Genomic DNA, 24,073 nt, shown 5'->3' on the forward strand with positions numbered 1-24,073 from the left:
AGCGCACACGGCGCGTCAGCCTCGCCGGACCGCCCACAACGCCGCCTCCGTGCGCGACGCCGAGCCGGTCTTGCGCAGCAGGTTCGACACGTGCACCGCCACCGTCCGGATGGAGATGTCCAGCTCGCGGGCCATCTGCTTGTTCGACATCCCGGCCGCGAGGCAGCCGAGGACCTCCTGCTCGCGCGCGGTCAGGTCGGCCGGCTCCGGCGTGGCGGCCGTCCGCAGGTGACCCGGCAGCGGCTCGCGCAGCAGGGCCGCCGCGTCCCGCCCGGCCGTCGCGGCCAGCAGCTCGACCAGCCAGTACGGGTTGCCCCCGGTGCGCTCCCGGACCGCCGCGGCGAGCTGCGCGGGCACGTCGCCGTGGACCTGGGCGATGATCCCGGCGATCTCGGCCGTGCCCAGCGGGGGCAGGTGCTGCCGGATCGCGCCGGGCGCGCCGGACAGCCGGGCCAGCGTGCGGGCCACCAGCTCCGGCGAGTCCGCCGAGTCGGGCAGCCGGCTGGTGACCAGCAGCAGCGCGGGCAGGCCGGGCGCGGTGGCCAGCTCGCCGATCAGGTTCAGGCTGGCCGGGTCGAGCGCGTGCAGATCCTCCACGACGAGCACCGCGGGACCGGTGCCGACCAGGGCACGGACCGTCCGCACAGCCAGCCGCAGCAGCGCCTCGGGCGCGTAGCGCTCGTTCGGCGCGTGCGGGTCCTGCGCCAGCCAGGCCAGACCCCCGGCGGGCACCGGCAGGTCGTGGGTGTCGCGGCCGCTGAGCACGGCGGCCAGCCAGTCGTACGGCGCGGGCGAGTGCAGCCGCGCCGCGCCGGACAGCACCACCGCCGGGGCCGGGGAGAAGGCCGCCACGGCGCTGGCCGCCAGCCTGGACTTGCCGATGCCGGCCGCGCCGGTGATGAGGACGACGTCGGGGCGGCCGCCGGAGCGCGGCCCGGACCAGCGGCGCAGCAGCTCCTGCCGCTCCGCCTCACGCCCCACCATCGCCACCGCGGTCACCGCTTCACCTTACGTACCAGGCGCACGGCGCGGCGCACGCCGGTGAGCGGCCGTGCGCCAGGCCACGGTGCACCACGCGGTCGGAGATCCGTACCGTTTACCGGATCTGCTCGGCCGGTCCGCGCCTCTGATCAGCATCGGAGCGGCGGCCGACGCGCGGGCGGGGCAGGATACGTACAACTGCTTAAAGACAAACGGCGCTCTTATAGGCAGGCTATGGGGCATGACCGTGATCCTGCACGCCGTCGCCCGCACCGACGCCGGCCTCGTCCGCGAGAACAACGAGGACTCGGCCTACGCGGGCAGGCGGTTCGTGGCGGTGGCCGACGGGGTCGGCGGCTCGCCGTCCGGCGAGGTGGCCAGCCAGATCGTGATCGAGTCGCTGTCCCCGCTGGAGCAGGATCCGGCCGAGAACGGCGCGGACGCGCTGCTGGCGACGCTCGCGGTGGCCAACGGCCGGATCCGCGCCGCGATCGACGCCGACCCGGCCAGCGACGGCATGGGCACCACGCTGACCGCGCTGCTGCTCGGAGCGGACCACGCCACGCTGCTGCACGTCGGCGATTCGCGGGCCTACCTGCTGCGGGAGGGGCGGCTCAGCCAGCTCACCGTCGACGACACCCTGGTCCAGGCGATGGTCGAGCGCGGGCTGCTCAGCCCCGAGGAGGCGCGCCAGCACCCGCACCGGTCGATCATCACGCAGGCGGTGCAGGGCCGGGAGTTCACGCCCACCGTGATGGCGCTGGTGCTGGCCCCCGGTGACCGGTTGCTGCTGTGCAGTGACGGCTTGTCCGACATCGTGGCGGATGAGGCGATCGCGGAGGCGATGGCCGCCCCGGTGGACCCCGGCGCATGCGCCGACCAGCTGATCAAGCGAGCGCTCACGGCCGGCGCGCCGGACAACGTGACGGTGGTCGTGGCCGACGTCACAGCCGAGGGTTAACTGAGCGCAGCCGCCCGCTGTCGTCCTGTGTTGTGGGACGGCGGGCGGTTGAACGTCGGTTGAACAGGCTCTCTAGCCGCTGCTAACATTCCCGGGTCCGGTCCACCCCTCGCAGTCTGTACGGCCACACCCCAATTCCGCCGGTTCTCGGCGGGTCTCCGCGGGCCCGGGTGGCCCTGCCCGGCCGTCGGCTGCTCCACCGCTCGGAGCCTCACCAATGATCGACGGGGATCGTCTGACCACTGTCGCTGTCATCCTTGCGGGTGGGACCGGCGAGCGCATCGGCCTGAAGCTGCCCAAGCAGCTCATCAAGGTCGCCGGCAAGCCGGTGCTGCGGCACACGCTGGAGACGTTCGTCGCCACCGACCGCATCGCCGAGATCATCATCCTGATGACCCCGAACTTCGTCGAGGACGTCGAGAAGATCGTCGCCGACCTCGGCTCCGACAAGCCGATCACCGTGCTCGCCGGCGGTTCGACCCGCAGCGAGACCACCATGAAGGCCATCGCCGCGCTGGACGGCCGCGAGTGCAACATCCTGCTGCACGACGCGGTGCGCCCGCTGGTGGACCAGCGCATCATCGGCGACTGCGTGACCGCGCTGGCCCGGCACGAGGCGATCGACGTGGCCATCCCGTCGGCCGACACGATCATCGTGACGGAGCCGGCCGAGGGCGGCGAGATCATCAGCGACATCCCGGACCGGGCCAAGCTCCGCCGCGGCCAGACCCCGCAGGGCTTCCGGCTCTCGGTGCTGCGCCGGGCGTACGAGCTGGCCATGCAGGACCCGGACTTCAAGGCCACGGACGACTGCGGCGTGGTCCGGCGCTACCTGCCCGAGGTGCCGATCTACGTGGTGCACGGCAGCGAGCAGAACATGAAGATCACGCACCCGGTCGACATCTACCTGGCCGACCGGCTGTTCCAGCTCGGCTCCCACCTGGCGCCGGTGCAGGCGAGCCGGGAGGCGTACGAGGCGGGCATCGCCGGGCGCACCGCGGTGGTGCTGGGCGGCAGCTACGGCATCGGCGGCGCGACGGCGGACCTGCTGGAGTCGTACGGTGCGAAGGTCTACCGGTTCAGCCGCAGCCTGACCGGAACGCACCTGGAGGACCCGGCGCACGTCAAGGCCGCGCTCGCGCAGGCGTACGCGGAGACGGGCCGGATCGACTTCATCGTGAACACGGCCGGTGTGCTGCACATCGGCAAGATCGACGAGGTGGACGAGTCGATCATCGACGAGACGGTCCGGGTCAACTACCTCGGCCCCGTCGTGCTGGCCCGCGAGTCCCTGCGCTACCTGCGCGAGACCCAGGGCTCGCTGCTGTTCTACACGTCCAGCTCGTACACCCGCGGCCGCGCGGACTACTCGCTCTACTCCTCCACCAAGGCCGCGATCGTCAACCTGACGCAGGCGCTGGCCGACGAGTGGTCCGACCACGGCGTCCGGGTCAACTGCATCAACCCGGAGCGCACCCGCACCCCGATGCGCACCAAGGCCTTCGGCGACGAGCCCGAGAACTCGCTGCTCGACGCCGGCACCGTCGCGCACACCTCGGTCGACGTGCTGATCTCCGGGTGGACCGGCCACATCATCGACGTCCGGCAGGGCGAGCGCAGCGCAGGCCCGGTGGACCCGTACACCTTCCTCGCCGAGGACATGGAAGCCCCCTCCGAGGGTTCCCGCTGGTAGTGAGCAGCGCCGTCCGGCCCGATCCGGACGGCGTACCGCCGTACCCGGTCACCTCCCGCGCAGGCACAACCGCGAAAGGAAGCACTTGATGGTCAGCGATGTCCGGCGCGTGCTCGGCTCGAACCTCCCCGGAATCGCCCTCACCGGCCTCATGCTCGTCTCGATCCCGCTCGCGCTGGCCACCGCCGCCGTGGGCTGGGCCGCGCTCACCGCACTGGTGGTGGCCGCGGGGCAGTTCGCCGAGTGGTACACCCGGCGCGACGAGTTCGACAAGCTGCACCGGGTGCTGGCGCGGGCCTCGTTCGACGTGCACCTGCGCAGCGCGCTGCGCACCGCGGCGATGCCGGTGCTGCTGCTGGGCCTGGCCGAGTCGGCCCCGCTGGTCATCGCGACCTGGTGCGCCTGGCTGCTGTGGCTGATGGTGTCCGCGATCGGCCTGCTCACCGCGGCCCGCGAGCTGAACCAGGCGGGTGCCGCCGCGCGCGGCCTCGGCGTCAAGGCGCTGGAGCCGCGGGTCGGCTCCGACCCGACCTCGGGCAACTGGCCGCACACCGCGGCGGTGCTGGTGCTCGCGGCGCTGGCGCAGTGGTCGGCCGAGGCGGCCTGGCTGGGCGCGGCCGGCATCACCGCGGTCTCCGCGGTCTACCTCTACTCGCTGGCCCGGCGCATCCAGCGCACGCTGCGGCTGTCCGGCACCCGCCGGATGAAGGCGATCAACAAGGCGCTGCGCGAGTACCGTCCCGAGGTCGTGCTCTACGCGGGCGGCCAGGCCAGCACCGGTTACCAGAGCAACGTGTGGCTGCCGACGCTGGACGGGCTCGACCAGCGGGTGCTGGTGATCTTCCAGAACCCGGCCCTGTGGAACGAGCTGAAGCCCAGCAAGACCCCGGTCATCTGCGTGCAGAAGGCCGCCGAGTACCTGACGCTCGACGTGTCCTCGGTGAAGCTGGTCATGTTCCCCGGCAACAACGGCAACAACATCAACCTGCTGCGCCTGCCGCACCTGCGCACCACCTTCATCGGCCACGGCGACAGCGACAAGCTGGCCAGCGTCAACCCCTTCACCAAGGTGTACGACGAGATCTGGGTCGCCGGGCAGGCGGGCCAGGACCGGTACGGCACCGCGGGGGTGCCCATCCCGGCCGACCACTTCGTGCACGTGGGCCGGCCGCAGCTCACCCAGCTCGCGCGCAAGCTGGCCGCCGCGCCGCCCCGGCAGCGCACCGGCACGCCGACCGTGCTCTACGCGCCGACCTGGGAGGGCTGGACCACCGAGGAGCACCACACCTCGCTGGTGCGCTGCGGTGTCCAGATCGTCAAGGCGCTGCAGGCGGCGAAGCCCGGGGTGCGGATCATCTTCCGGCCGCACCCGCTGACCGGCACCCGCAGCGCGGCCGCCGCCGCGGCACTCAAGGCCGTGATCGACCTGCTGCCCGAGTCGGACATCTCCTACCCGGGCCAGGGCGAGCTGTACGACTGCTTCGCCGAGGCCGACCTGATGATCACCGACGTGTCCAGCGTGGTCTCGGACTTCCTGTTCACCGACAAGCCGTACTCGGTGGTCAACACCAGCGGGCTCAGCGACGAGGACTTCGTCGCGGAGAACCCGAGCATCTCCGCGTCGTACCTGATCGACGGCAACCTCAACGGCCTGGCCGCCGCCCTGGACGCCGCGCGCGCGGACGAGTTCGACGTGCTCGCCGAGAAGCGCCACGCGCTGCGCACCTACATCCTCGGGCCGACCGGTTCCGATGAGCCGTTCCAGAAGGCCGTCGACCAGGCCATCGCCCTCAACGACCTGAAAGAGAAGAAGCGAGTCACCGTATGAGAGAGCGCCTCGGGCGGCTCCTGGCGGGCGCACCGGTGGCCCTCACGGACGCGGCCGTCATCTCCTTCGCCGGGTGGACCGTGCTCTACCACCTCGGCTTCTTCGTCTCGGCCCGTCCGTCCATCCTCTTCTACACGTGGCTGGTGCTGACCGTCGCCGGAACGGCGTTCAGCCTGCGCCGCCGGGCCGCGGCAGCCGCCGCGCCGGTGGCCGCGGACGCTCCGGCGGCCGAGCAGCCGAGCGAGACGGGCGCCGCCTCGCGCCGCCCGCTGCTGCTGAAGGTCGCCCTGCTCGCGGCCGCGGGCGCGGCGGTGCTGGTCGCGTACCTCACCTCCGGCTGGTCCTGGTGGCTGGCCATCGCGCTGGGCCTGGTCGCCTGCGCCGCCACGCTGACCGCGACCGGCTTCTCGCCCCGCCCGGCCGCGCCGAGCACCACCACCCCGCTGCAGGGCGCGCTGGTGCTGGTGGCCTCGCTGGGCATGGCGGCGATCGCGCTGGTGCTCAACCGCAACTCGCAGGACGACGTCTTCTACGTCGGCAAGTCGGTGTGGATCGCCGAGCACGACCTGATCCCGCTGCGCGACTTCCTCTTCACCGACCAGGTGCTGCCGGGCCTGTCCTCGCAGCCGCCGATCTCGTCGTTCGAGGCGTTCGCCGGGGCCATCGGCGCGGCCACCGGCCTGCACGCCTCCTCGGCGACCTGGTTCGTGCTGCTGCCCGTTCTGGCGATCGTCGCGTCGCTGGCCCTGTGGCGGCTGGCCCACCGCTGGGCGCCGCGCCGCCCGCTGCTGGTGTTCGGCATCGGCCTGGCGTACCTGCTGCTGGTGGCGGGTGAGGACGCGGCCCTGGGCACGTTCCACCTCCGCCTCGCCGAGGGCAAGGGCATGTTCGTCTCGGCGATGATCCCGCTGGCCTGGGTGTACCTCACCGACCTGGTGGAGCACCGGACGCGGCGCTCGCTGTGGCTGCTGGTCGCGCTGTCGATCGCCTCGGTGGGCCTGTCCACCGTCTCCGTCATGCTGCTGCCGGTGATGGCCGGCGCGGCCTGGGTGATCCTGCTGCTGATGCGCCGTCCCCGCGACGCGTTCGCGTCCGCGCTGGCGCTGACCGTCTACCCGGTCGCCGTCACGGTCGCGTTCCGGCTCTGGATGGGCGGCATGACCGAGGAGATGGCGACCCTCCAGTTCTACGACGCGCGGGGCACGCTGGCCCGTACGGTGCTGGTCGGGGTGATCGGGCTGATCAGCGCGTTCGCGCTGTGGGCCGGGGCGCTGTTCGTGCGCGACGGCGTGCCGCGGCTGCTCACCGCCGGCGCCGTCACCACGCTGACCGTGCTGCTGATCCCGGGCGTCATCGAGACCATCCACGGCTTCACCGGCCTCGGCCCGGTGCTGTGGCGCCTGCCCTGGATCGTTCCCTTCCCGGTCCTGATCGGAATGTACGTCGCGCTGCCGTGGGAACGGTGGCTGCGGCTGGAGTCGCGGGGCGGCCTGGCGCCGCGGGCGATCCCGGTGGCGGTGGCCGCCGCGCTGGTCGGGGCGCTGGCGTTCGCGGGTACTCCGATGTGGAGCAGCAAGAGCCACGTCTTCGTCGACCGGGCCACCGCGCTGCGCATCCCGGTGCCCGCCTGGAAGATCCCGGTGGGCCGCAAGATCGCCGCGTTCTGGATCCGCGACCTGGACCGGCCCGCCGGATACCTGCTGGCGCCCAGCATCGTGATGCGCGCCATGCCGATGGTCACCAGCAGGGTCCCGGTGGTCATGGCCCGCGACGGCTACCTCATCGAGTACGGCTGGGAGAGCGAGTTCGCGCTGGACCGCCGCAAGCTGAGCGCGTGGGCCGACGGGAACTCCGACGCCTCGGCGGCCGACCTCACGGCGGCGATGAAGCGGGTCGGCGTGGGCACCGTCTGCGTCTGGGACAGCAACGACAAGGCGATCGCGATGGCGCCGCAGCTGGGCCTGACCGAGCTGGCGTCCCGCCCCGACCCGAACGGCATGGTCTGCTACACGGCGAACCCCGCCGCCTGAACAACGACCCGCAGGGGCCGGACCGGGAAACGAGCAAGCCGCTCGCGGACCGTGGTCCGGCCCCTGCGGCGTGCTGCGACACCTCCGGCCCGCCTCATCCGTCAGGGGGTACACGATGAACATCCAGCTGATCCAGCCCCAGGAGCCCGCAGGGGTCTCCAGCTCGGTCCAGCTGGCGGGCCGGTGCACCGGGACGCCGCAGCCGTGGAGCGGGACGTTCAACATCGAGGGCACCGGGGCGTTCCAGGCCGGAGCGGCACGGATCTACGTCACGCTGGTCGCGGACGCGTACACGTACTACTTCCTGGAACGCGCGCCGCGGCTGGGCATGGAGCAGCCGACGGTGCTCGGCACGCCGGTGCGCCTGAACACCGAGGTCGCACCGTCCACCGCCACGGGCGGCGCCGTCGGGCCGCTCGGCACGCTGCGCCCCGGCGGTGTCCGCCAGCCGGGTGCCCCTGGATCGAGCCCCGGCCGCACCCGAACCGCATGACCCGCTACCCGGCCGCCCCGAAAGCCTGACGAACCAGGGTGCGGTTTCGGGGAAACTGCACGAAAGCGCCGCCGAGATCCTGCAGTTTCCCCGAAACTGCACGCGGGCCGGATCCGTGTGTCACGCGGGTTCGGCTCTGCGTCGTACGTTGGGCCGATCGACGCCCGTCTCCCGGCTGATTGTCCGGGCAGCATGCTGGTCTTAGGCTGGCGCGGCCCACGCGCATGATCGCGTCTCATAGGGCTTCTTGATTTCTCCGACGGGGGAGAACGATGCGCCTCAGGTTCCAGCGCGGCCTCGCCGGGCTCGCTGTCGTCGCCGCGATGACGGTGGTACCGGTCACGCCCGCACACGCCGACGATGCGCCCGTCGCCCGGCTCACCTTCTCCGGCGACGACCACATCGCTCGTTACAGCGCCTACGCGTTCACCAGCACAACCGCCGGTATCAACATGGGCGTGCACCTCAACGACAACGGCGGCCGGATCTCGGTCTCGGTCTACGGCCCCAGCGAGGTGTGGCACAGCCCGCAGTCCGGCGTCACGACGGACAACTTCGACCTCATCCTCGCGGCCCCCTCGGGTGAGCAGCTGGCGGCCGGGACATATCAGGACGCCTACCGGTGGGGTATCGGGACGGGGAACCCGACGATGCAGTTCTCGGGCAACGGCCGCGGCTGCTCGGCGCTCATCGGCAGCTTCACCATTCACCAGCTGACCGTGGTGGACGGGGCCGTCAAGAAGCTCGACGCCACCTTCGAGCAGCACTGCGAGATGCGCACGGAGGCGGTCCGGGGCCGCTTGCTCGTCGGCGTCGACATGCCGCCGCTGACGGCCGAACGCCCGGTGCCGGAGGTGAGCGAGTCGGTGGCGCTGCAGAACTGGCTGCCCACCCGCTCCGTGCTGAAGATGCGGGCGCCGCAGCGGCGGGCCGTCGTGACCGGCACGGTCACCTGCTCCGGAGGCGGGACGTTCACCTACCGCGGGGCGATCGTGCAGGACAGCTCGGCGTCGGGGACCTACAGCGGCACCGGCCCCTGCACCGGGTCGCCCGAGCCCTGGACCGCCCACGTCGTGAGCACCTCCGGCGTGCCGTTCCGCAGTGGCAGCGCCTCCGTCACGATCGAGGTCTTCGCGACCACGGACGCCTACTACCTGCTGGGCGGCGCGGACCGGTTCCTCGACATGCAGTACTGGGCCACCATCGGGCAGCCGCAGGCCCTGACCGCCGGGCCCGCCGCGTCCCAGGACGGCCCGGCGCCCGCCGGCGCGCGTCCGGCCGGGGCCACCACCGGATCACACCTGCTCGTTCGTAAGCCCATCCGCCGTCACTGACGACGGACCGGCCCGGTCTCATCCGCCACCGGCCGCCGCCTGGAACAACCGCCGGGCGACGGACCGGGGCACCCTGCAACTCTCATCCAGCAAACGGGGAGCACCATGCACACACTGCTCAAGCGCGGCCTCGCCGGGCTCGCCGCCGTCGCCGCGATGGCCGTCGTGCCCGCCGGGCCCGCCGGCGCGGAGGAGGCGCCCGTCGCGCGCCTCACCTTCTTCGGCGACGGCTACGTCGCCTCCGGCCAGTCGTACGCGTACACCAGCACCACCGCCGGGACCGCGATCGAGGTCACCTGGACCGGCCAGCGCGTCCACGTCGACGTCAGCGGCCACAGCGAGGTGCCGCGCACCGGAGAGCCGGGCCTGCCCGCCGAGTGGGACTCGTTCACGCTCGACCTGGCCGCGCCGCCCGGCCAGGACCTCGCCGTGGGCACCTACGCGGCCGCGGGCGAGTACCCGTTCAACGGCGCGCAGCCGGGCATCCGCCTCGGCGGCAACGGCCGCGGGTGCAGCGGGGGCGGCGGCTCCTTCGTCATCCACGAGCTGTCCGTGGCCGACGGCGTGCTCAAGCGCCTCAACGCCACCTTCGAGCAGCTCTGCAGCGCCTCCACCACCGAGCGAGGCCGCCTGCTGTACGGCGTCGCCGACATGCCGGCGCTGCCGGCCCTGGTCCGGCCGACGGTGACCGGGAACCCCGGCGTCTCGCTGGCGGCCTGGATGCCCACCCGCGCGGTGTCGAAGAACCGGCAGCCGCGGTACACCGTGACCGTGCGCGGCACGTTCACCTGCACCGTGCCCGGCACCTTCACCCTGGAGGGCGCCGTGGCGCAGAACCAGGAGTTCGGCTTCGCCCGCGGCACCTTCAAGGTGACGGGCGCCTGCACCGGGGCGCCCGCGGCGTGGTCGGCCGCGCTGCAGAGCACGGAGTGGACGCCGTTCGCGAGTGGGCCGGCGATGCTGGGCGGCACGGCCACGGTGACGGGGCACCTCGACCCGTACTACTTCCTGAGCCCCGGCCAGCCTTCGACCCTGTCGCAGAACGTGACCGTGGGCAAGGCGACGCTGATGAACGTCGCATCGCCCCGCACCGCGGCACCGAAGCCGGGCGCCGCCCCGATCCCGGCCCGCCCCGCCGCTGCGGCCACTGTGCCCGGCACGGCGACGGTCCCGCGGCTGCGCTGAGGGGACCGGCGACCCGGCTGCTTCCCGGGCAACGGCAGCCGGCCGGTGTGACACCGGTTCGACTTTCGGTTGGGCCGTCCCTCGGCCGGACGGCTCAACCTGCGGATTCGCTCGGTGGCTGCACCCTCGCATACTGGACTTTTGTTTCTTCGCAACGCTTTCGTCTGACAAGTGTGGGGAATCGGGGTCACAAGGCCGGTTCCCTGGGTTGACCGATCTTGTTAGGGTGTGCGAGCACTCGGGTGCAGCTCATGACCTCATGGCTGCGATCGCAGAAGAGAACCCGGCCCGTAGGCCGGACACGGGGATTCAGTCGATTCACCAAGCAGCGGTATCCCAGCCCCTCTTGCTGTTATCGATCATCGTCCAACTACTCGACCGCTCCGAGGCCGCGGCCGACGTCCGGCCGCGCGAAAAAACCTGGGGACGACGGGAGAAGTCAGTGTCAAACGAGGACAACCCTCGCTGGTCGAAGGGCCGCCGCGTCGCCGGCGCGCTCACCGGCCTGGTGCTGGGCGGGGCGGCCTTCCTGCTGCCCACGGGTGTCGCCAGCGCGGCGCCCGACGGCCTGCCGCCGCTGCCGGCCAACGCCAAGGACATCGCCCTCGAGCACAGCAGGATTCCGTCCGGGGCGCAGAAGGCCACCAAGCCGATGCCCGTGGCCGGAACGTACGGAGCGGCTTTCAGCGGCCGTGCCACGGTCAAGACCGGTGACTCGCGCATCATCGGCGGCGAGCTGGCGAACCCGGCCGACCACCCTGGCGTGGTCGCGGTCCGGTCCTACTTCGTCGCGTGGGACGAGGACGGCAACGCCGGGTGGTACTACAGCACCTGCACCGGCACCGTGCTCAGCTCCACCAAGGTGCTGACCGCCGCGCACTGCAACGTGGACCTGCCTTTCGGCACCACGTTCGTCATCGCCGGTGTCGCCGACGCCCGTGAGGGCGTCGACTGGAGCGCGGGCCAGGTGGCCCGGGTCGGCAGCACCTGGACCGACCAGCGCTACAACTACAAGGCGCAGTACGACGCGTGGGTGGCGCACACGACGCCCCCGCCGCCGCTGCACGACGTGTCCGTGCTGACGCTGAAGGACGCGCTGAACAGCAAGTACACGCCGGTCACGCTGGCCGACCAGGGTGCGGCGGCTCCGGCCGACGGCACCGCGGCGACCATCGTCGGCTACGGCACGACCGACCCCGACGGTGACACCCCGGCCGGCATCCTCTACGCCGCCGAGGTCCCGGTCCAGCAGAACTCGGACTGCACCGCCACCTACGGGTCGATCTTCAACACGACCGCGATGATGTGCGCGGGCTCGCCGAACTCGTCGACCCCGGAGAACGGCGTCGACACCTGCCACGGTGACTCGGGTGGCCCGATCTTCGTGGACGGCAAGCAGATCGGCGTCACGTCGTGGGGCTACGACCCGTGCGCCAGCACCTACGGCGTCTACGCCCGGGTGAGCAGCTACTCCGACGACATCAAGGCTGACGTCACGCGCAACGGCCTGGTGAACCTCGACTGGACCGGCGACGGCCACAGCGACTTCCTGGTCCGCTGCAAGACGACCGGCTGGGCCTGCGCGGCCTCCGGCCGGGTGGTCATGGTCAGCGGGTCGGGCCTGGGCACGGACGGGTTCGGCGGCATCAGCGGTTACGACTTCGGCTCGTTCGGTGGCGGCTGGAACATCTACACCAAGCTCATGCGGGTGACCAGCTGGAACAACGACAAGAAGCCGTCGATCATCGCGCGGGACGCCAACGGCGGCCTGTGGCAGTACAAGATCGACGAGGATGCGACGGACAGCAACAACGCGCCGTTCTACCCGCGCATCAAGATCGGTTCCGGCTGGAACATGTTCAACGACATCATGGTCACCAACAACTGGATGGGCGACGGCATGCCCAACCTGATGGGCCGCAAGCCCAACGGTGAGCTGTGGATCTACACCAGTGACGGCGCGGGCGGCTGGAAGAATCCTTCCGGCACCCGGATCGGCACCGGCTGGGGCATGTTCAACACCATCCTCACCCCCGGCTCGTGGCAGGGCGACGGCTTCCAGACCCTGCTGGGCCGCAAGCCCGACGGCCGGCTGTACATGTACAACAGCAACGGCTCCGGCGGCTGGCAGAACCCGTCCGGCACCCAGATCGGCTCGGGCTGGCAGATGTTCACCACCTTCATGTCGCCCGGCGACTGGAACGGTGACGACATGATCGACCTGATGGGCGTGAAGGCGGACGGCACTGTCCGGCTCTACACGACCAACGGCAAGGCCGGCTGGATCGACGGTGCGGGCAAGGTCATCGACACCGACTGGCAGATCTTCGACCGGGTCTTCTGATCCGGCGGTTCCGCTGAGGTAGTGCACTGAGAAAGGCCCCGCGGGTGACCGCGGGGCCTTTCCGTATCTCCTGTTCAGCTGCGCTCGGCCGCCGCGGTGACCCGTTCGGCCGCCGGAGCCACCGCCGGTGGGCGCCGCCGGCCCGTCACGTTCTCCCGGCGCAGCAGGCGCTGGAAGTCCTTCGGGGCGACGGTCATGACCCACAGCAGCATCGCGATGCGGCGGGTCGAGGTGAACTTGTAGTAGCGCGCCGACGGTGCGGCGAACCGGTAGAGCGGCGGCACGAACCGGGAACGGGCGAGCCGCCGGAAGATCGCCTGCGCCGCTCCGGCCGGAGTGCGCACGCCGCGCCGCACGTCCTCGTACTGCGCGAAGAACCAGGCCAGCAACGGCACCAGCCCCTCCGGCGTACGGAACCACAGCGCCCCGTCGCCGAACCGCTCGACGGGCGCCCAGGACCCCTCGGTCTCCGCGTCGGCGCAGGCGCGCTTCAGCGAGAGGTGCGCGAGGATCTGCCACAGCAGCCAGACCCGGCTGAACGCGTTGAACGACGCGAAGTCCGCGCCGGCGATCCGCGCCGACGCGAGCATCCGGTCGTTGTACGCGAGCAGCTTGTGCTGGAACCGGGCCACCCCCGCCAGCGCGTCGTCGGCCGGTTCGGCGCCGTCGAGCACTCGCAGCAGGGCCGCGGCCGTGGCGTGCACGACCTCGGCCGCCACCGAGATGTCCGAGGACAGGAAGTCCTCGACCACCCCGACGGCCCGGTCCACGGCGATCCACCGCGGGCCGTACGTGGCGTGCAGCGGCCGCCGCGAGGTGTTGGCCGCGGTCCACGGCCGGCTGGCCACCGCCCGCCGGAACTGCGCGGCCATGGTGGGGTAGCGGGCGACGACCGTCCGGAACAGCTCCTCCGGGTCGTTCGGCAGCACCGCCGCGCTGTCCCGGTCCACGCTGAGCGTCACCGCGCACACCGGGTTGATGCCCTCCGGGTGGTTGGCGAATGTGACCACCTGGACCCAGCCACCCGGGAACAGGTGGTGCACCGTGCCCGCCGACCACGGCGTGGCCTGCCGGTACGAGTTCAGCCGGGCCACCTCGCCCAGGTCCTCCACGCCGGTCATGTACGTGGTGAGCACGCGTGAGCGCAGCGCCAGCTCCGTGTCGTCGCCCGCGTCGCCGGTCAGCGCGGTGCCGGAGGCGTCGACGAGGTAGCGGACGCTGACCTGGGTGCCGTTGGACAGGGTCAGCCGCACCCGGTCCAGCGTGGGCTCCGCGGCCGTGACGGTCGCGGCGGTGATGAGGTGGGCGCCGCGGCGGGCCGCGAGGTCGCACGCGTGCTCGTCCACCACGGGACGGTAGACGTGGCACTCGTTGTGCTCGCCGGGCACGTTGAACTGCACGGTGTGCTTCGGGTCGTGCACCCGGCCCGCCTGGTGGTGCAGGAAGGACAGGGAGCGCTTGACGCCACTGGCCGCCCGTACCGCGGGGGGCAGGTCGACGAAGTGGGCGAACGCTCCGATCTCGGGCACGTCGAACCGCTCGGCCAGCAGCTCCAGCACGGCGGTGGTGTAGGGCACCGTCGTCTCGCCGGGGCGCGTGCCGGGCGTCTGCGGGCCGTCCACCAGCAGCACCCGCGCACCGTGACGGGCGAGGATGGTGGCCAGCCACCCGCCCGCCAGGTGCCGGCCGACGACGGCTACGTCGTAGTCGCCGTCCTGCCGCTGGTCGAAGGACTCATCGAATCGGTCCATATCGGGCTCCCTCCATGGCCGCGGTCAGAAGATCCTGCGGCCCATGACGAACTCCTTGGCCGCCTCCCGCACGAAGCCGAGCATGATCCGGCGCACCTCGGGCGGGGCCTCGGTCGCCGCCCACCACATGGTCTTGGCGAGCTTGAGCGGCGTCGGGTTGATGAACCGCAGGTTGCGGTCGTCCCAGCCGAAGTGCTTCGGGACGTACTTGGCCTCGCGCAGGTGCTTGTAGAGCTTGTCGGCGGCCTGCGGGCCGCTGATGGTCCCGGCCTCGAAGTCGTCGCAGTGCTTGACCATGGCGTCGAAGAGCTCGTTGTAGCCCTCGTGGTCCGACCAGTGCAGGCCGGGGTTCTTGACGTCCTCCAGCTCCAGCAGGTCCGCCTCGTCGCCGGACTTGCGCCACTTGCGGAAGGCCTCGTGGGCGCGGAAGGCGCCGGCGTTGGAGCCCCAGGCCCAGGTGCGGAACACCGCGGTCCACAGGTCGTAGTGCTCGAACGAGATGTACGCGGCGTTGACCAGCTTGTCGTTGCCGTCGAACAGGGCCTGCTGGCGCCGCTCGACCTCGCGGAAGCGCTCGGCGGAGAAGTCGCCGTCCTTGATCCCGGCGAGGATGCGCCAGGCCAGCACGTTGATGGTCTCGCAGGTGTTCGACAGGCCGCGGGAGAACAGCGGGTCGATGAACGCCGCCGCGTGGGCCAGCAGCACCCAGCGGTCGCCGACCGTCTGCCGGGACGAGTACTGCAGGCGGTCGGTGGCCACCCACTCGCGCACCGGCTTGGCGCCCTCCATCTGCCGCGCGATGTCCGGGAACTTGTTGATGTGGTAGTAGAAGTCCTCCTCGGGGGTCATCCCCTCCTGCCGCGGCCAGCGCCGCTCGTCCAGCGTCAGGCCGACGCTGCACAGCGGGTTCTTCGAGGACTTGTCGTTGTCGAACGCGATGATCCACAGCCAGCCGCGCTCGAACAGGTGGTGCACCGTGCCCTCGTACCACGGCACGGGCGGGGTGTCCTTCTTGTCCCGCTCGAACACGGCGTCGGTGTTGGGCATGTCGACGAAGTGGTTCCAGATCGCCCGCGAGTGGTGCTTGAACCGGCACGGCTCCTCACGCAGGCTGAACTTGTCCGCCAGCGGCGAGCGGTAGCCGCTCGCGTCGACCACGTACCGGCAGCGCACGGTCTCGCCCTGGTTGGAGGTGACGGTGGCGCCGTCGTCGTCGAAGTCGACGTCCACCACGTGGAAGTTCGTGTTCGCGTCGGCGCCGTACTTGATGGCCGCGTAGTACAGGTAGGCGTCGGTGTCCTGCCGGTACATGTGCGAGGTCTCGTGCAGCAGCTTCGGGAAGTTGAACATCGTCAGCTGGCCCGGGTCCTGCGGCTTGCCCTCCTGGTGGTTGAGGAAGCCGAAGTGGTTCTTCACGCCGTGCCAGGGCGAGATGATGTCCTGGCAGCCCGAGAAGGTGGACAGCGCGAGCAGTTCGGGCACGTCGTACCGGATGGCCATGGTGCGCAGCGAGACCAGCATGTTCGGGATGGTGGACTCGCCGATGGCGAACTTCGGGTGCGCCTTGGTGTCGACGATCATGACCTTCGCGCCCTGCCGGGCGAGGATCACCGCGAGCATCGACCCGGCGAACCCGGAGCCGAGAATCGCGACGTCATAGACGTTTTCGTGGGACTTTCCCTTGTCGGACACGGGATCTCCTTTCGGTGAGGGGTGGGTCACTTCGGCGTCGGGACCCGGAAGCGCTTGCCGAAGACCGTCGGGGCCAGCGCGTGCTTGAGCTCCTCGCCGAACTCGAACTCGCCCTTGTCGAACCGCTTCTTCATGAACAGGGTCAGGCCCTCGTAGGTGAGCTGCCCGATGTCGGCCGGGGCCTTCTTCTTGGCCCAGCGCAGCGTCTTGAGCACGCCGAAGAGCGACGCGTCGGTCCACTGGTTGTCCGGGTCCTCCAGGCCGAACGCGGGCGGCACGAAGTCCGCCGTCCGCAGCCGGCGCAGCAGCTCGTCCGCGGCGTCCTCGGCGCCGATGTCGCCGCGCTGGGCCGACTGCATGACCTCGTTGACGTCGCGCAGCAGCTGCAGGGCGTTCTCGTAGGGCTGGCCCTTGGCCACGACCTTGCCGCGCCACCAGGGGCTCTCCAGCGGCTTGAGCACCGACTCGTCGCGGGAGTCGACGAACTTGGCGTACGCCCGGTTGATCTCGAAGGTGGCGATGATCTGGCCGAGTGACCAGATGCGGAACCACGCGTCCCAGAGCTTGAAGTTGCCGAAGGAGATGTACGCGTTCGCGCACAGGTCGTCGTTGAAGTCGAGCAGACCCTGCTCCAGGTCCTGCATGTGCTGGAAGCGCTCGGTCGACCAGTCGCCGTCCTTGATCGCGGACAGGATCCGGTGGACCAGCGCGTTCATCGTCTCCATGGTGTTGGACAGGCCCCGCGAGAACAGCGGGTCGATGAAGCCGGCCGCGTGCGAGGTCAGGCACCACCGGTAGCCCACGGTCTGCCGCGAGGAGTACTGCAGCCGGTCGGTGCGGGTCCAGTCGCGGACCGCCTTGGCGTTGGCGAACTGCGGCGCGATGTCCGGGTACTGCGCGATGAAGCGGCGGAACTCCTCCTCCGGGGTGCAGTCCGGCTTCGGGTGCTGCCGCGGGTCCAGCTGCAGGCCCACGCTGTACAGCGGGTTCGTCGCGCGGTGGTGGTTGTCGAAGGCGATGCCCCACATCCAGCCGCCGGGGAAGATGTGGTGCAGGGTGCCCTCGTGCCACGGGCTCGGGTGGTGGTAGCGGCTCTTGGGCGCCAGCTCGTCGTACGGCTTCACGCCGACCATGTGCGTGAACAGGGTGCGGCTGTGGTGGCGGAACCGGGTCGGGTCCTCGCGCAGGCCGAACTTCTCGGCGAGCAGCGAGCGGTAGCCGGAGGCGTCGACCACGTACTGCGCGCGCACCTGCTTGCCGGTGTGGAACGTGGCGGTGACGCCGTCCTCGTCGAAGTCGAAGTCGGTCACCCGCGTCTGCTGCACGACCTTGGTGCCGTACTTCACGGCGACCAGGACCATCCAGTTGTCGACGTCCTGCCGGAAGAAGTGGTTCTCCGTGTGCGTGATCTTCGGGATGGGGAACATGTGGGTCTCGCGCGGGACCTGTCGCTCACCCGGCCGGTGGTAGACGAAGCCGAAGTTGCGCTTGACCCCGACCTGGGTGGTGACCTTCGAGTAGGCGCCCTCGAAGGTGGCCAGGTACTTGATCTCCGGCACGTTGTAGCGCTCGGCGACGAGGCGCATCATCATCGACGTCGCCGGGATGGTGGACTCGCCGATCGACATGCGCGGGTGCGAGCCGGCGTCGACCAGCAGCACCCGTGCGCCGTTGCGGGACAGGCAGGCCGACGTCATCGATCCGGCCAGACCCGAGCCGACGACGATCACGTCGTATTCGTCCTTCGGATCCATCTTGGTCCTTTCGGGTGCGTCGCGTAGGGGTGGAGGAAGCCGAGGCGTCGGCCGGTCGCCCCCCATTTCGAGTTTTCGACATGTGTTGACTTCCTTCTTTGATGACTTTCCCTCTCCGTCCACAAGATGTCAATGCCTGATGACTTGACGCGACACAGGGTCGTGGCTTTAACTGCATCAGCCAAGGATTTCAACAAGCGAGGAACTCGTCCGACGATGAATCAGCGTCCGCGCTGGTCACGAACCTGCTGGAGGATGTGATGCTGGTACAACGCAACAAGGGCCGGGCTGCCCGCGGGCACCAGCCGCCACCCGCGGTCCCCGATCTCATCGAGACGTTCCAGCGGGTCGCGGCCCGTTACCCGGACCGGGTGGCGATCGCCTCACCGGATGGGGAACTGTCCTACGCCGAGCTGAGCCGTCGCGCCAACGCGGTCGCCGAACTGCTCGGCCCGTACCCGGGCGTGGTCTGCGTGCTGGCCACGCACGCGCCGGCCACCATGGTCGGCCTGCTGGGGACGCTGCTCGCCGGGGGCACCTACTGCCCGCTCGACCCGGGCTTCCCGGTCGCACGCCAGCTGGAGATGCTCGCCGCCGCACGGTCGAGCGCCGTGCTGGTCACCGCGGACGGGCAGCTCGCGCCGCCGGTGCCGCCGGGCGTCGAGGTGCTCGACATCCGGCACGAGCCGTCGGCCGCGGAGCCGCCGCGCCTGCCGGACGGCCCCGAGGAGCCCGCCTACCTGCTGTTCACCTCCGGCTCCACCGGGATGCCGAAGCCGGTGACCACGCCGCGCGCCGCGATCACCGCCACGGTGACGTCGCTGCGCAACCTCTTCGACCTCTCCCCGGAGGACCGGGTGCTCCAGTTCGCCTCGCTGAACTGGGACACCGCCTTCGAGGAGATCCTGCCCGCGCTGACCACCGGCGCCACGCTGGTGTTCGACCCCGACGCGCACTCCGGCTCCTTCCACCGCTTCCTGCGGATGCTGGAGCGGCAGCGGATCAGCGTCGTCGACCTGCCCACGGCGTACTGGCACGAGCTGGTCCTGCACCTGTCCGAGGACGAGGCGGCGCTGCCGGCGTCGGTGCGCACCGTGATCATCGGGGGCGAGGCGGTGAGCCCGGCCCGGCTGGCCGACTGGAAGGGCCTGCGCACCGGGCACATCCGCCTGGTCAACACCTACGGCTGCACCGAGACCACGCTGATCACGCACGCCATCGACCTGCACGGGCCGCTCGCCGCGCCCGCCGACCCGCAGGACCCGGCCGTGCCCATCGGCCACCGGCTCCCGCACGTCGTCGAGCACGTCACCGACGAGGGCGAGCTGCTCATCGGCGGGCCCGCCATCGCCACCGGCTACCGGGGCATGGCGGACGCGACGCTGGTGAAGTTCGTCCGGCTCGACCTCGGCCCGGCCTCCGGCCGCTTCTTCCGCACCGGCGACCGGGTCCGCGCCCGCGACGACGGCGCGCTGATCCACGCCGGGCGCCTGGACGACGAGGTCAAGGTGCGCGGCATCCGGGTCAACCCGACCGAGGTCGAGGCGCAGCTGACCAGGTGCCCCGGCGTCGCCGCCGCGGCCGTGCTGGGCGTGACCACGCTCGGCCGGACCACCCTGGTCGCCTACATCGTCCCGCGTACGGAGACCGCAGACAGCGCGGAGTTCGTCGCGGGGGTGCGCGCCGACCTGGCCGCGCGGGTGCCCGGACACCTGGTGCCGGGCCGCATCATCGCCGTCCCCGAGCTCGTCCACACGGCCAGCGGCAAGGTCGACCGCCGCAGCTCGCACAGCCGCTACACGACCGCACTCGCCAGCACGACCGCGACCGACCTCGGAGGTCACTGATGAACGCGCACGACATCGTCGACATCTTCCGCCGGATCCTGGAGACCAACGACATCGACGTCGACTCGGACTTCTTCCAGCTGGGTGGCGACTCCCTGACCGCGACGCGCATCCTGAGCGCCGTGGCCCGGCGTACGGGCACCGAGCTGACGTTCGACGACTTCATGGCCGCCCCGACGCCGGGCAGCCTGTCCGAGAAGCTCGCGGTCGTGGCGGTATGAACGTCATCGTCGTCGGCGCCGGCCTGGCCGGCCTGACCGCGGCCACCGGCCTGTCCGCCGCCGGCGTGGACGTCACCGTCCTCGAGGCGCGGGACCGGGTCGGCGGGCGCACCCACGGCATCGAGGTCGCACCCGGCCGGTGGGTCGACGCGGGGGCCGCCTACCTGGGCGTACGCCACACCGAGCTGATCTCGATGCTGACCGGTTTGGGCCTGCGCACCATGTCGACCGACATGGTGGGGGCGAGCCGGTTCGACATCGGCGGCGGGCTGCGCACCGTGGACGGCCGCTTCCCGCCCCTGAACGCCATCGCCCTGGGCGGCATGTTCGACGCCCTGGACGAGGTGACCCGGCTGGTCGACGTGGACGAGCCGTGGCGCACCCCCGGTGCGGACGTGCTCGACCGGCTCACCGTCGACAAGTGGGCCGCCGAGCAGATCGACCACCCGGACGCGGCGACCTTCCTGCCGCTGTTCCTCGGCGAGATGATGGCCGCCGACCCGGCCGCCGTCTCGGTCCTGCACATGGCCTTCTACCTGCGTTCCGGCGGCGGCCTGCGCTACCTGAACGCGTTCGAGGGCGGCGCGCAGGAGTCCCGCGTCGACGGCGGCGCGCACCAGATCAGCGAGCGGCTGGCCGCCCAGCTGCCGCACCCGGTCCGGCTCAACGACCCGGTCACCGCGATCCACCACGACGACAACGGCGTCGTCGTGCACTCTGCGAGCGGCGTACACCGCGCCGACGCCGTGATCGTGGCGATCCCGCCGGAGCTGGCCGACCGGATCGAGTTCACCCCGCGCCTGCCGCACACCCGGACCAGCTCGCACACCGCGCGCGGCTCGGCCCTGAAGATCCAGCTCGTCTACCCCACCCCCGCGTGGCGCGAGCACGGGCTGTCCGGCTGGTCCATCAGCGCGGACGGGCCGCTGCTGTCCACCGTGGACGACACGCCCGCCGGGGGCTCCCCCGGCGTGCTCACCGGCTTCGTCACCGGCGCCGAGGCGCACCGCTTCTCCGCCCTCTCCGCGGACGAGCAGCGCGCTGCGGCGATCGCGCAGGCGAAGCACGTCTTCCCCTTCCTGGGGGAGCCGGTCGAGTGCCACATCACCGACTGGCTGAACGACCCGTACAGCGTCGGCTGCTACGCCGCGCTGTTCGGCCCCGGCGACTGGACGCGGCACGGGCCCCGGCTCACCACCGCCTCCGGACGCGTGCACTGGGCCGGCACCGAGACGAGCACCGAGTACTTCGGGCTCATGGAAGGCGCCATCCGCTCCGGACAGCGGGTGGTGTCCGAGGTCCTCACGGCCCACGACTCACGGTCACTCGTCTCCGAGCCGACCTGAGCCAGCTCCATCCGCACCGAGTAGCACACACCGCCAACAGAAGGAGTGATCACGATGATCGCTGAGGTCCGCAAGACCGTCATCGACGGCCTGGCCCAGATGAACTACGACGTGAGCGACGTGACCGGCGACACGGTGCTGGGCCCGGAGGGCCTGGACCTGGAGTCCCTGGCGATCGCCGAGCTGGCGATCCTGCTGGAGGACACCTACGGCTCGAAGTTCACCGAGGAGGAGATGTCGGGTTTCACCGGCCTCACCATCGACCAGATCGCGGGCGAGGTCACGGCCCGCACCGCCGTGGGCGCGAGCGCCTGACCGGCAATTCCCTCCCCAAGTGCACGGCCCGGCCGGCCGGACCGGCCGGGCCGCCCTCAAGTGACGAGGAGACCTGAGAGCGATGCCCGCTTCAGCCGCACGAACCGCAACGATCACCGGCATGGGCGTGTTCACGCCCGTCGGCCGCGACCTCGACCAGTTCTTCGACGCGCTGTGCGTCGGCCGCTCGGGCATCGTCAACCCGCCTGAGGGGCACCCGACCTTCGGCGCCGTCGACGCCGCCGCCATCGCCCCGCCCATCGAGGCGATCGAGGTGCTGCCGCCGCTGGCCGCCCGCGTCGTCGACCGCTTCCTGCTGATGGCCCTGGCCGCGGCCGACGACGCCATCCGCGACGCCAAGATCGAGATCGGCACCGACGTCGACCCGTACCGGGTGGGCGTGGTCGTGTCGACCGGCGTCGGCGGCATGTCCACCTACGAGCAGCAGTCCTTCGGCTGGCAGGCGCGCGGCGGCAACGCGGTGAGCCCGCTGCTCTACCCCGGCTTCCTGCCCAACATGGCCTCCGCCCGGATCGGTATCAAGTACGGCATCCGCGGCTTCAGCTCCAGCATCTCCACCGCCTGCGCCGCCGGCGCGCACGCCATCGCCGAGGCGCTGCGCCTCATCCGCGACGACGAGTGCGACGTGGTGATCTGCGGCGGGTCCGAGGCGCCGTTCGGCGGCACCGGCGTGGCCGCGTTCGGCAACGCGCGGGCGCTCGCCGCCGGCTGGGCCGACCCGGCCCACGCCAGCCGGCCCTTCGACACGCGCCGCAACGGCTTCGTGCTCGGCGAGGGCGCGGGCATCGTGGTGGTGGAGAGCGCCGAGTTCGCCCAGGCGCGTGGCGCGCGCCGCTACGCCGACCTGATCGGCTGGGGCGCCACCACCGACGCGTACCACCCGACCATGCCGCGGCCGGACGGCGAGGCCGCCGCCCAGGCCATGCGCAAGGCGCTGCGCAGCGCGGGCCTCGCGCCCGGCGACGTGAAGTACGTCAACGCGCACGGCACCTCGACGAAGCTCGGCGACCAGGTCGAGTCGACGGCGATCCGCGCGGCCTTCGGCGACTCGCCCGCGGTCAGCTCGACCAAGGGCGTCACCGGGCACCTGCTCGGCGCCGCCGGGGCGATCGAATCGATCGCCACCGTGCTGGCCGTCGAGCGGGGCATGATGCCCGCCACCGCCAACCTCGAGGAACCCGACCCACTGTGCGATGTGGACCACGTCGTGAAGACTCGGATCGGACCGGTCGGCGCCGCCCTGTCCAACTCGTTCGCCTTCGGTGGCCACAACGTGAGCCTCGTCTTCGCCACCGCCGGCGCCACCGCCGGCTGAGCCGGCGCGTAACCCGCAGGAGTTGCCATGGCAGTCAGTCCCGTCAGCAAGGCCACGCCCGCGCAGGCGGTGCAGCTGGTCGCGATCCGCTCGCTGTTCGCCGTCCTGGAGCGGACGGCGCCGGCGGTGGGCGGCCGGCTCGCCGAGCGCATCTGGTGCGCGATCCCGCGTAAGCACCCGGCCGGGGCGTGCCCGCCCGGCCGCCGCTTCGAGGTGGCCGGACCCACCGGCCGGATCGTCGCCGAGGAGTGGGGCGCCGGCGAGCAGACCGTCTACCTGATGCACGGGTGGGGCGGCCGGCGCACCGACCTGGGCGACTTCGTCGCCCCGCTGGCGGACTCGGGATTCCGCGTCGTCGCACTCGACGCGCCCGGCCATGGCGACTCCGACCCGGGCCCGTTCGGCCCGGGGCGGGGCCTGCTCACCGACCTCATCGGCGCGCTGGGCGCGGTCGTCGCGGACTGCGGCCCGGCGTACGCCGTCATCGCGCACTCGCTCGGCGGCTGCGCCACCGGCGTGGCCGTCGCCGACGGCCTGGCCACCGAGCGGCTGGTCACCATCGGCGCGCCGAGCGAGCTGGAGCCGCACGTCGCGGTCTTCGCCCGCACCCTCGGCATGGGCCCGCGCTGCCTGGCCCGGTTCCGCACCGGGCTGGAGGGACGGCTCGGCCGCCCGATGACCGACTTCACGCTGCCCGACCGGTTCGCCGACCGCGCCCCCGAGACGCTCCCGGCGACCCTGCTGATCCACGACCACCAGGACAAGGAGGTGCCGTACACCGAGGCGCTGACGCTGCAGCGGGCCCTGCCCGACGTGCGGCTCATCGGCACCACCGGATACGGCCACCGCCGGATCCTCCGCCGCCCGGAGGTCGTCGCCCGGGTCCTGGACTTCCTCGCGGAGTCCCGGCAGCAGCAGCCGGCCGCCCCGGGCCGGCACGCCGACAGCGCACCCTAGGGAGG

At 71.4% G+C, this 24,073-nt stretch carries 18 protein-coding genes; 14 read left to right on the forward strand and 4 right to left on the reverse strand.

Annotated features, from left to right (window positions below; genetic code table 11):
* Positions 1 to 15 precede the first annotated feature (15 nt).
* Positions 16 to 999: an AAA family ATPase gene (locus tag Cba03nite_RS24845; protein ID WP_239125996.1), complete on the reverse strand. Its 984-nt coding sequence runs from the start codon at positions 997 to 999 to the stop codon at positions 16 to 18.
* Between the two features lie 223 nt (positions 1,000 to 1,222).
* Here Cba03nite_RS24845 and Cba03nite_RS24850 point away from each other — a divergent pair, with 223 nt between their 5' ends.
* The 8 genes from Cba03nite_RS24850 to Cba03nite_RS24885 all read left to right on the forward strand — a co-directional run bounded on the left by Cba03nite_RS24850 (position 1,223) and on the right by Cba03nite_RS24885 (position 12,849).
* The gene (locus Cba03nite_RS24850) at positions 1,223 to 1,942 is read left to right on the forward strand and encodes a PP2C family protein-serine/threonine phosphatase (RefSeq protein WP_203750794.1); all 720 of its coding nucleotides are present in this window, start codon (positions 1,223 to 1,225) and stop codon (positions 1,940 to 1,942) included.
* Positions 1,943 to 2,159: 217 nt separating this feature from the next.
* Positions 2,160 to 3,635 carry a bifunctional cytidylyltransferase/SDR family oxidoreductase gene (locus tag Cba03nite_RS24855; protein ID WP_203750797.1) on the forward strand — a complete coding sequence of 492 codons (1,476 nt, stop codon included), beginning with the start codon at positions 2,160 to 2,162 and terminating at the stop codon, positions 3,633 to 3,635.
* Positions 3,636 to 3,723: 88 nt separating this feature from the next.
* Positions 3,724 to 5,463, forward strand: a complete 1,740-nt coding sequence (locus Cba03nite_RS24860) for a CDP-glycerol glycerophosphotransferase family protein (protein ID WP_203750800.1) — start codon at positions 3,724 to 3,726, stop codon at positions 5,461 to 5,463.
* Positions 5,460 to 7,493: a DUF6077 domain-containing protein gene (locus tag Cba03nite_RS24865; protein WP_203750802.1), complete on the forward strand. Its 2,034-nt coding sequence runs from the start codon at positions 5,460 to 5,462 to the stop codon at positions 7,491 to 7,493. The genes Cba03nite_RS24860 and Cba03nite_RS24865 overlap by 4 nt, the downstream gene beginning before the upstream one ends.
* Positions 7,494 to 7,608: 115 nt before the next feature.
* Positions 7,609 to 7,986: a hypothetical protein gene (locus Cba03nite_RS24870; RefSeq protein ID WP_203750805.1), complete on the forward strand. Its 378-nt coding sequence runs from the start codon at positions 7,609 to 7,611 to the stop codon at positions 7,984 to 7,986.
* Positions 7,987 to 8,258: 272 nt separating this feature from the next.
* Positions 8,259 to 9,320, forward strand: coding sequence for a hypothetical protein (locus Cba03nite_RS24875; RefSeq protein ID WP_203750808.1), 1,062 nt, complete (start codon positions 8,259 to 8,261; stop codon positions 9,318 to 9,320).
* A 105-nt stretch (positions 9,321 to 9,425) separates the two neighbouring features.
* Positions 9,426 to 10,505 (forward strand): hypothetical protein, encoded by a 1,080-nt coding sequence (locus Cba03nite_RS24880; RefSeq protein WP_203750811.1) that lies wholly within the window; start codon positions 9,426 to 9,428, stop codon positions 10,503 to 10,505.
* A 442-nt stretch (positions 10,506 to 10,947) separates the two neighbouring features.
* Complete coding sequence (locus tag Cba03nite_RS24885) at positions 10,948 to 12,849, forward strand: S1 family peptidase (protein WP_239125997.1); 1,902 nt, start codon at positions 10,948 to 10,950, stop codon at positions 12,847 to 12,849.
* 74 nt (positions 12,850 to 12,923) lie between these two features.
* Here Cba03nite_RS24885 and Cba03nite_RS24890 read toward each other — a convergent pair whose 3' ends face one another.
* From Cba03nite_RS24890 to Cba03nite_RS24900, 3 genes are read right to left on the reverse strand one after another with little or no spacing between them, the layout of a single operon-like run.
* Positions 12,924 to 14,600, reverse strand: a complete 1,677-nt coding sequence (locus tag Cba03nite_RS24890; protein ID WP_203750817.1) for an NAD(P)/FAD-dependent oxidoreductase — start codon at positions 14,598 to 14,600, stop codon at positions 12,924 to 12,926.
* Between the two features lie 24 nt (positions 14,601 to 14,624).
* Positions 14,625 to 16,292 carry an NAD(P)/FAD-dependent oxidoreductase gene (locus Cba03nite_RS24895; protein WP_203750819.1) on the reverse strand — a complete coding sequence of 556 codons (1,668 nt, stop codon included), beginning with the start codon at positions 16,290 to 16,292 and terminating at the stop codon, positions 14,625 to 14,627.
* Between the two features lie 26 nt (positions 16,293 to 16,318).
* Positions 16,319 to 18,046, reverse strand: a complete 1,728-nt coding sequence (locus Cba03nite_RS24900; RefSeq protein WP_203750820.1) for an NAD(P)/FAD-dependent oxidoreductase — start codon at positions 18,044 to 18,046, stop codon at positions 16,319 to 16,321.
* Between the two features lie 260 nt (positions 18,047 to 18,306).
* Here Cba03nite_RS24900 and Cba03nite_RS24905 point away from each other — a divergent pair, with 260 nt between their 5' ends.
* From Cba03nite_RS24905 to Cba03nite_RS24930, 6 genes are all read left to right on the forward strand, one after another.
* Positions 18,307 to 19,893 carry an AMP-binding protein gene (locus Cba03nite_RS24905; protein ID WP_203750821.1) on the forward strand — a complete coding sequence of 529 codons (1,587 nt, stop codon included), beginning with the start codon at positions 18,307 to 18,309 and terminating at the stop codon, positions 19,891 to 19,893.
* Complete coding sequence (locus Cba03nite_RS24910) at positions 19,893 to 20,114, forward strand: acyl carrier protein (RefSeq protein ID WP_203750822.1); 222 nt, start codon at positions 19,893 to 19,895, stop codon at positions 20,112 to 20,114. Before Cba03nite_RS24905 ends, Cba03nite_RS24910 begins: the two co-directional genes overlap by 1 nt.
* Positions 20,111 to 21,460 (forward strand): flavin monoamine oxidase family protein, encoded by a 1,350-nt coding sequence (locus tag Cba03nite_RS24915; protein ID WP_203750823.1) that lies wholly within the window; start codon positions 20,111 to 20,113, stop codon positions 21,458 to 21,460. The genes Cba03nite_RS24910 and Cba03nite_RS24915 overlap by 4 nt, the downstream gene beginning before the upstream one ends.
* Before the next feature lie 54 nt (positions 21,461 to 21,514).
* Positions 21,515 to 21,775, forward strand: a complete 261-nt coding sequence (locus Cba03nite_RS24920) for an acyl carrier protein (RefSeq protein ID WP_203750824.1) — start codon at positions 21,515 to 21,517, stop codon at positions 21,773 to 21,775.
* An 82-nt stretch (positions 21,776 to 21,857) separates the two neighbouring features.
* On the forward strand, positions 21,858 to 23,111 hold the full coding sequence (locus Cba03nite_RS24925) for a beta-ketoacyl-[acyl-carrier-protein] synthase family protein (protein WP_203750825.1): 1,254 nt from the start codon (positions 21,858 to 21,860) through the stop codon (positions 23,109 to 23,111).
* Between the two features lie 27 nt (positions 23,112 to 23,138).
* Positions 23,139 to 24,068 carry an alpha/beta fold hydrolase gene (locus Cba03nite_RS24930; RefSeq protein ID WP_203750826.1) on the forward strand — a complete coding sequence of 310 codons (930 nt, stop codon included), beginning with the start codon at positions 23,139 to 23,141 and terminating at the stop codon, positions 24,066 to 24,068.
* Positions 24,069 to 24,073: the final 5 nt, after the last annotated feature.

This window comes from Catellatospora bangladeshensis (assembly GCF_016862575.1).
GTDB lineage: Bacteria > Actinomycetota > Actinomycetes > Mycobacteriales > Micromonosporaceae > Catellatospora > Catellatospora bangladeshensis.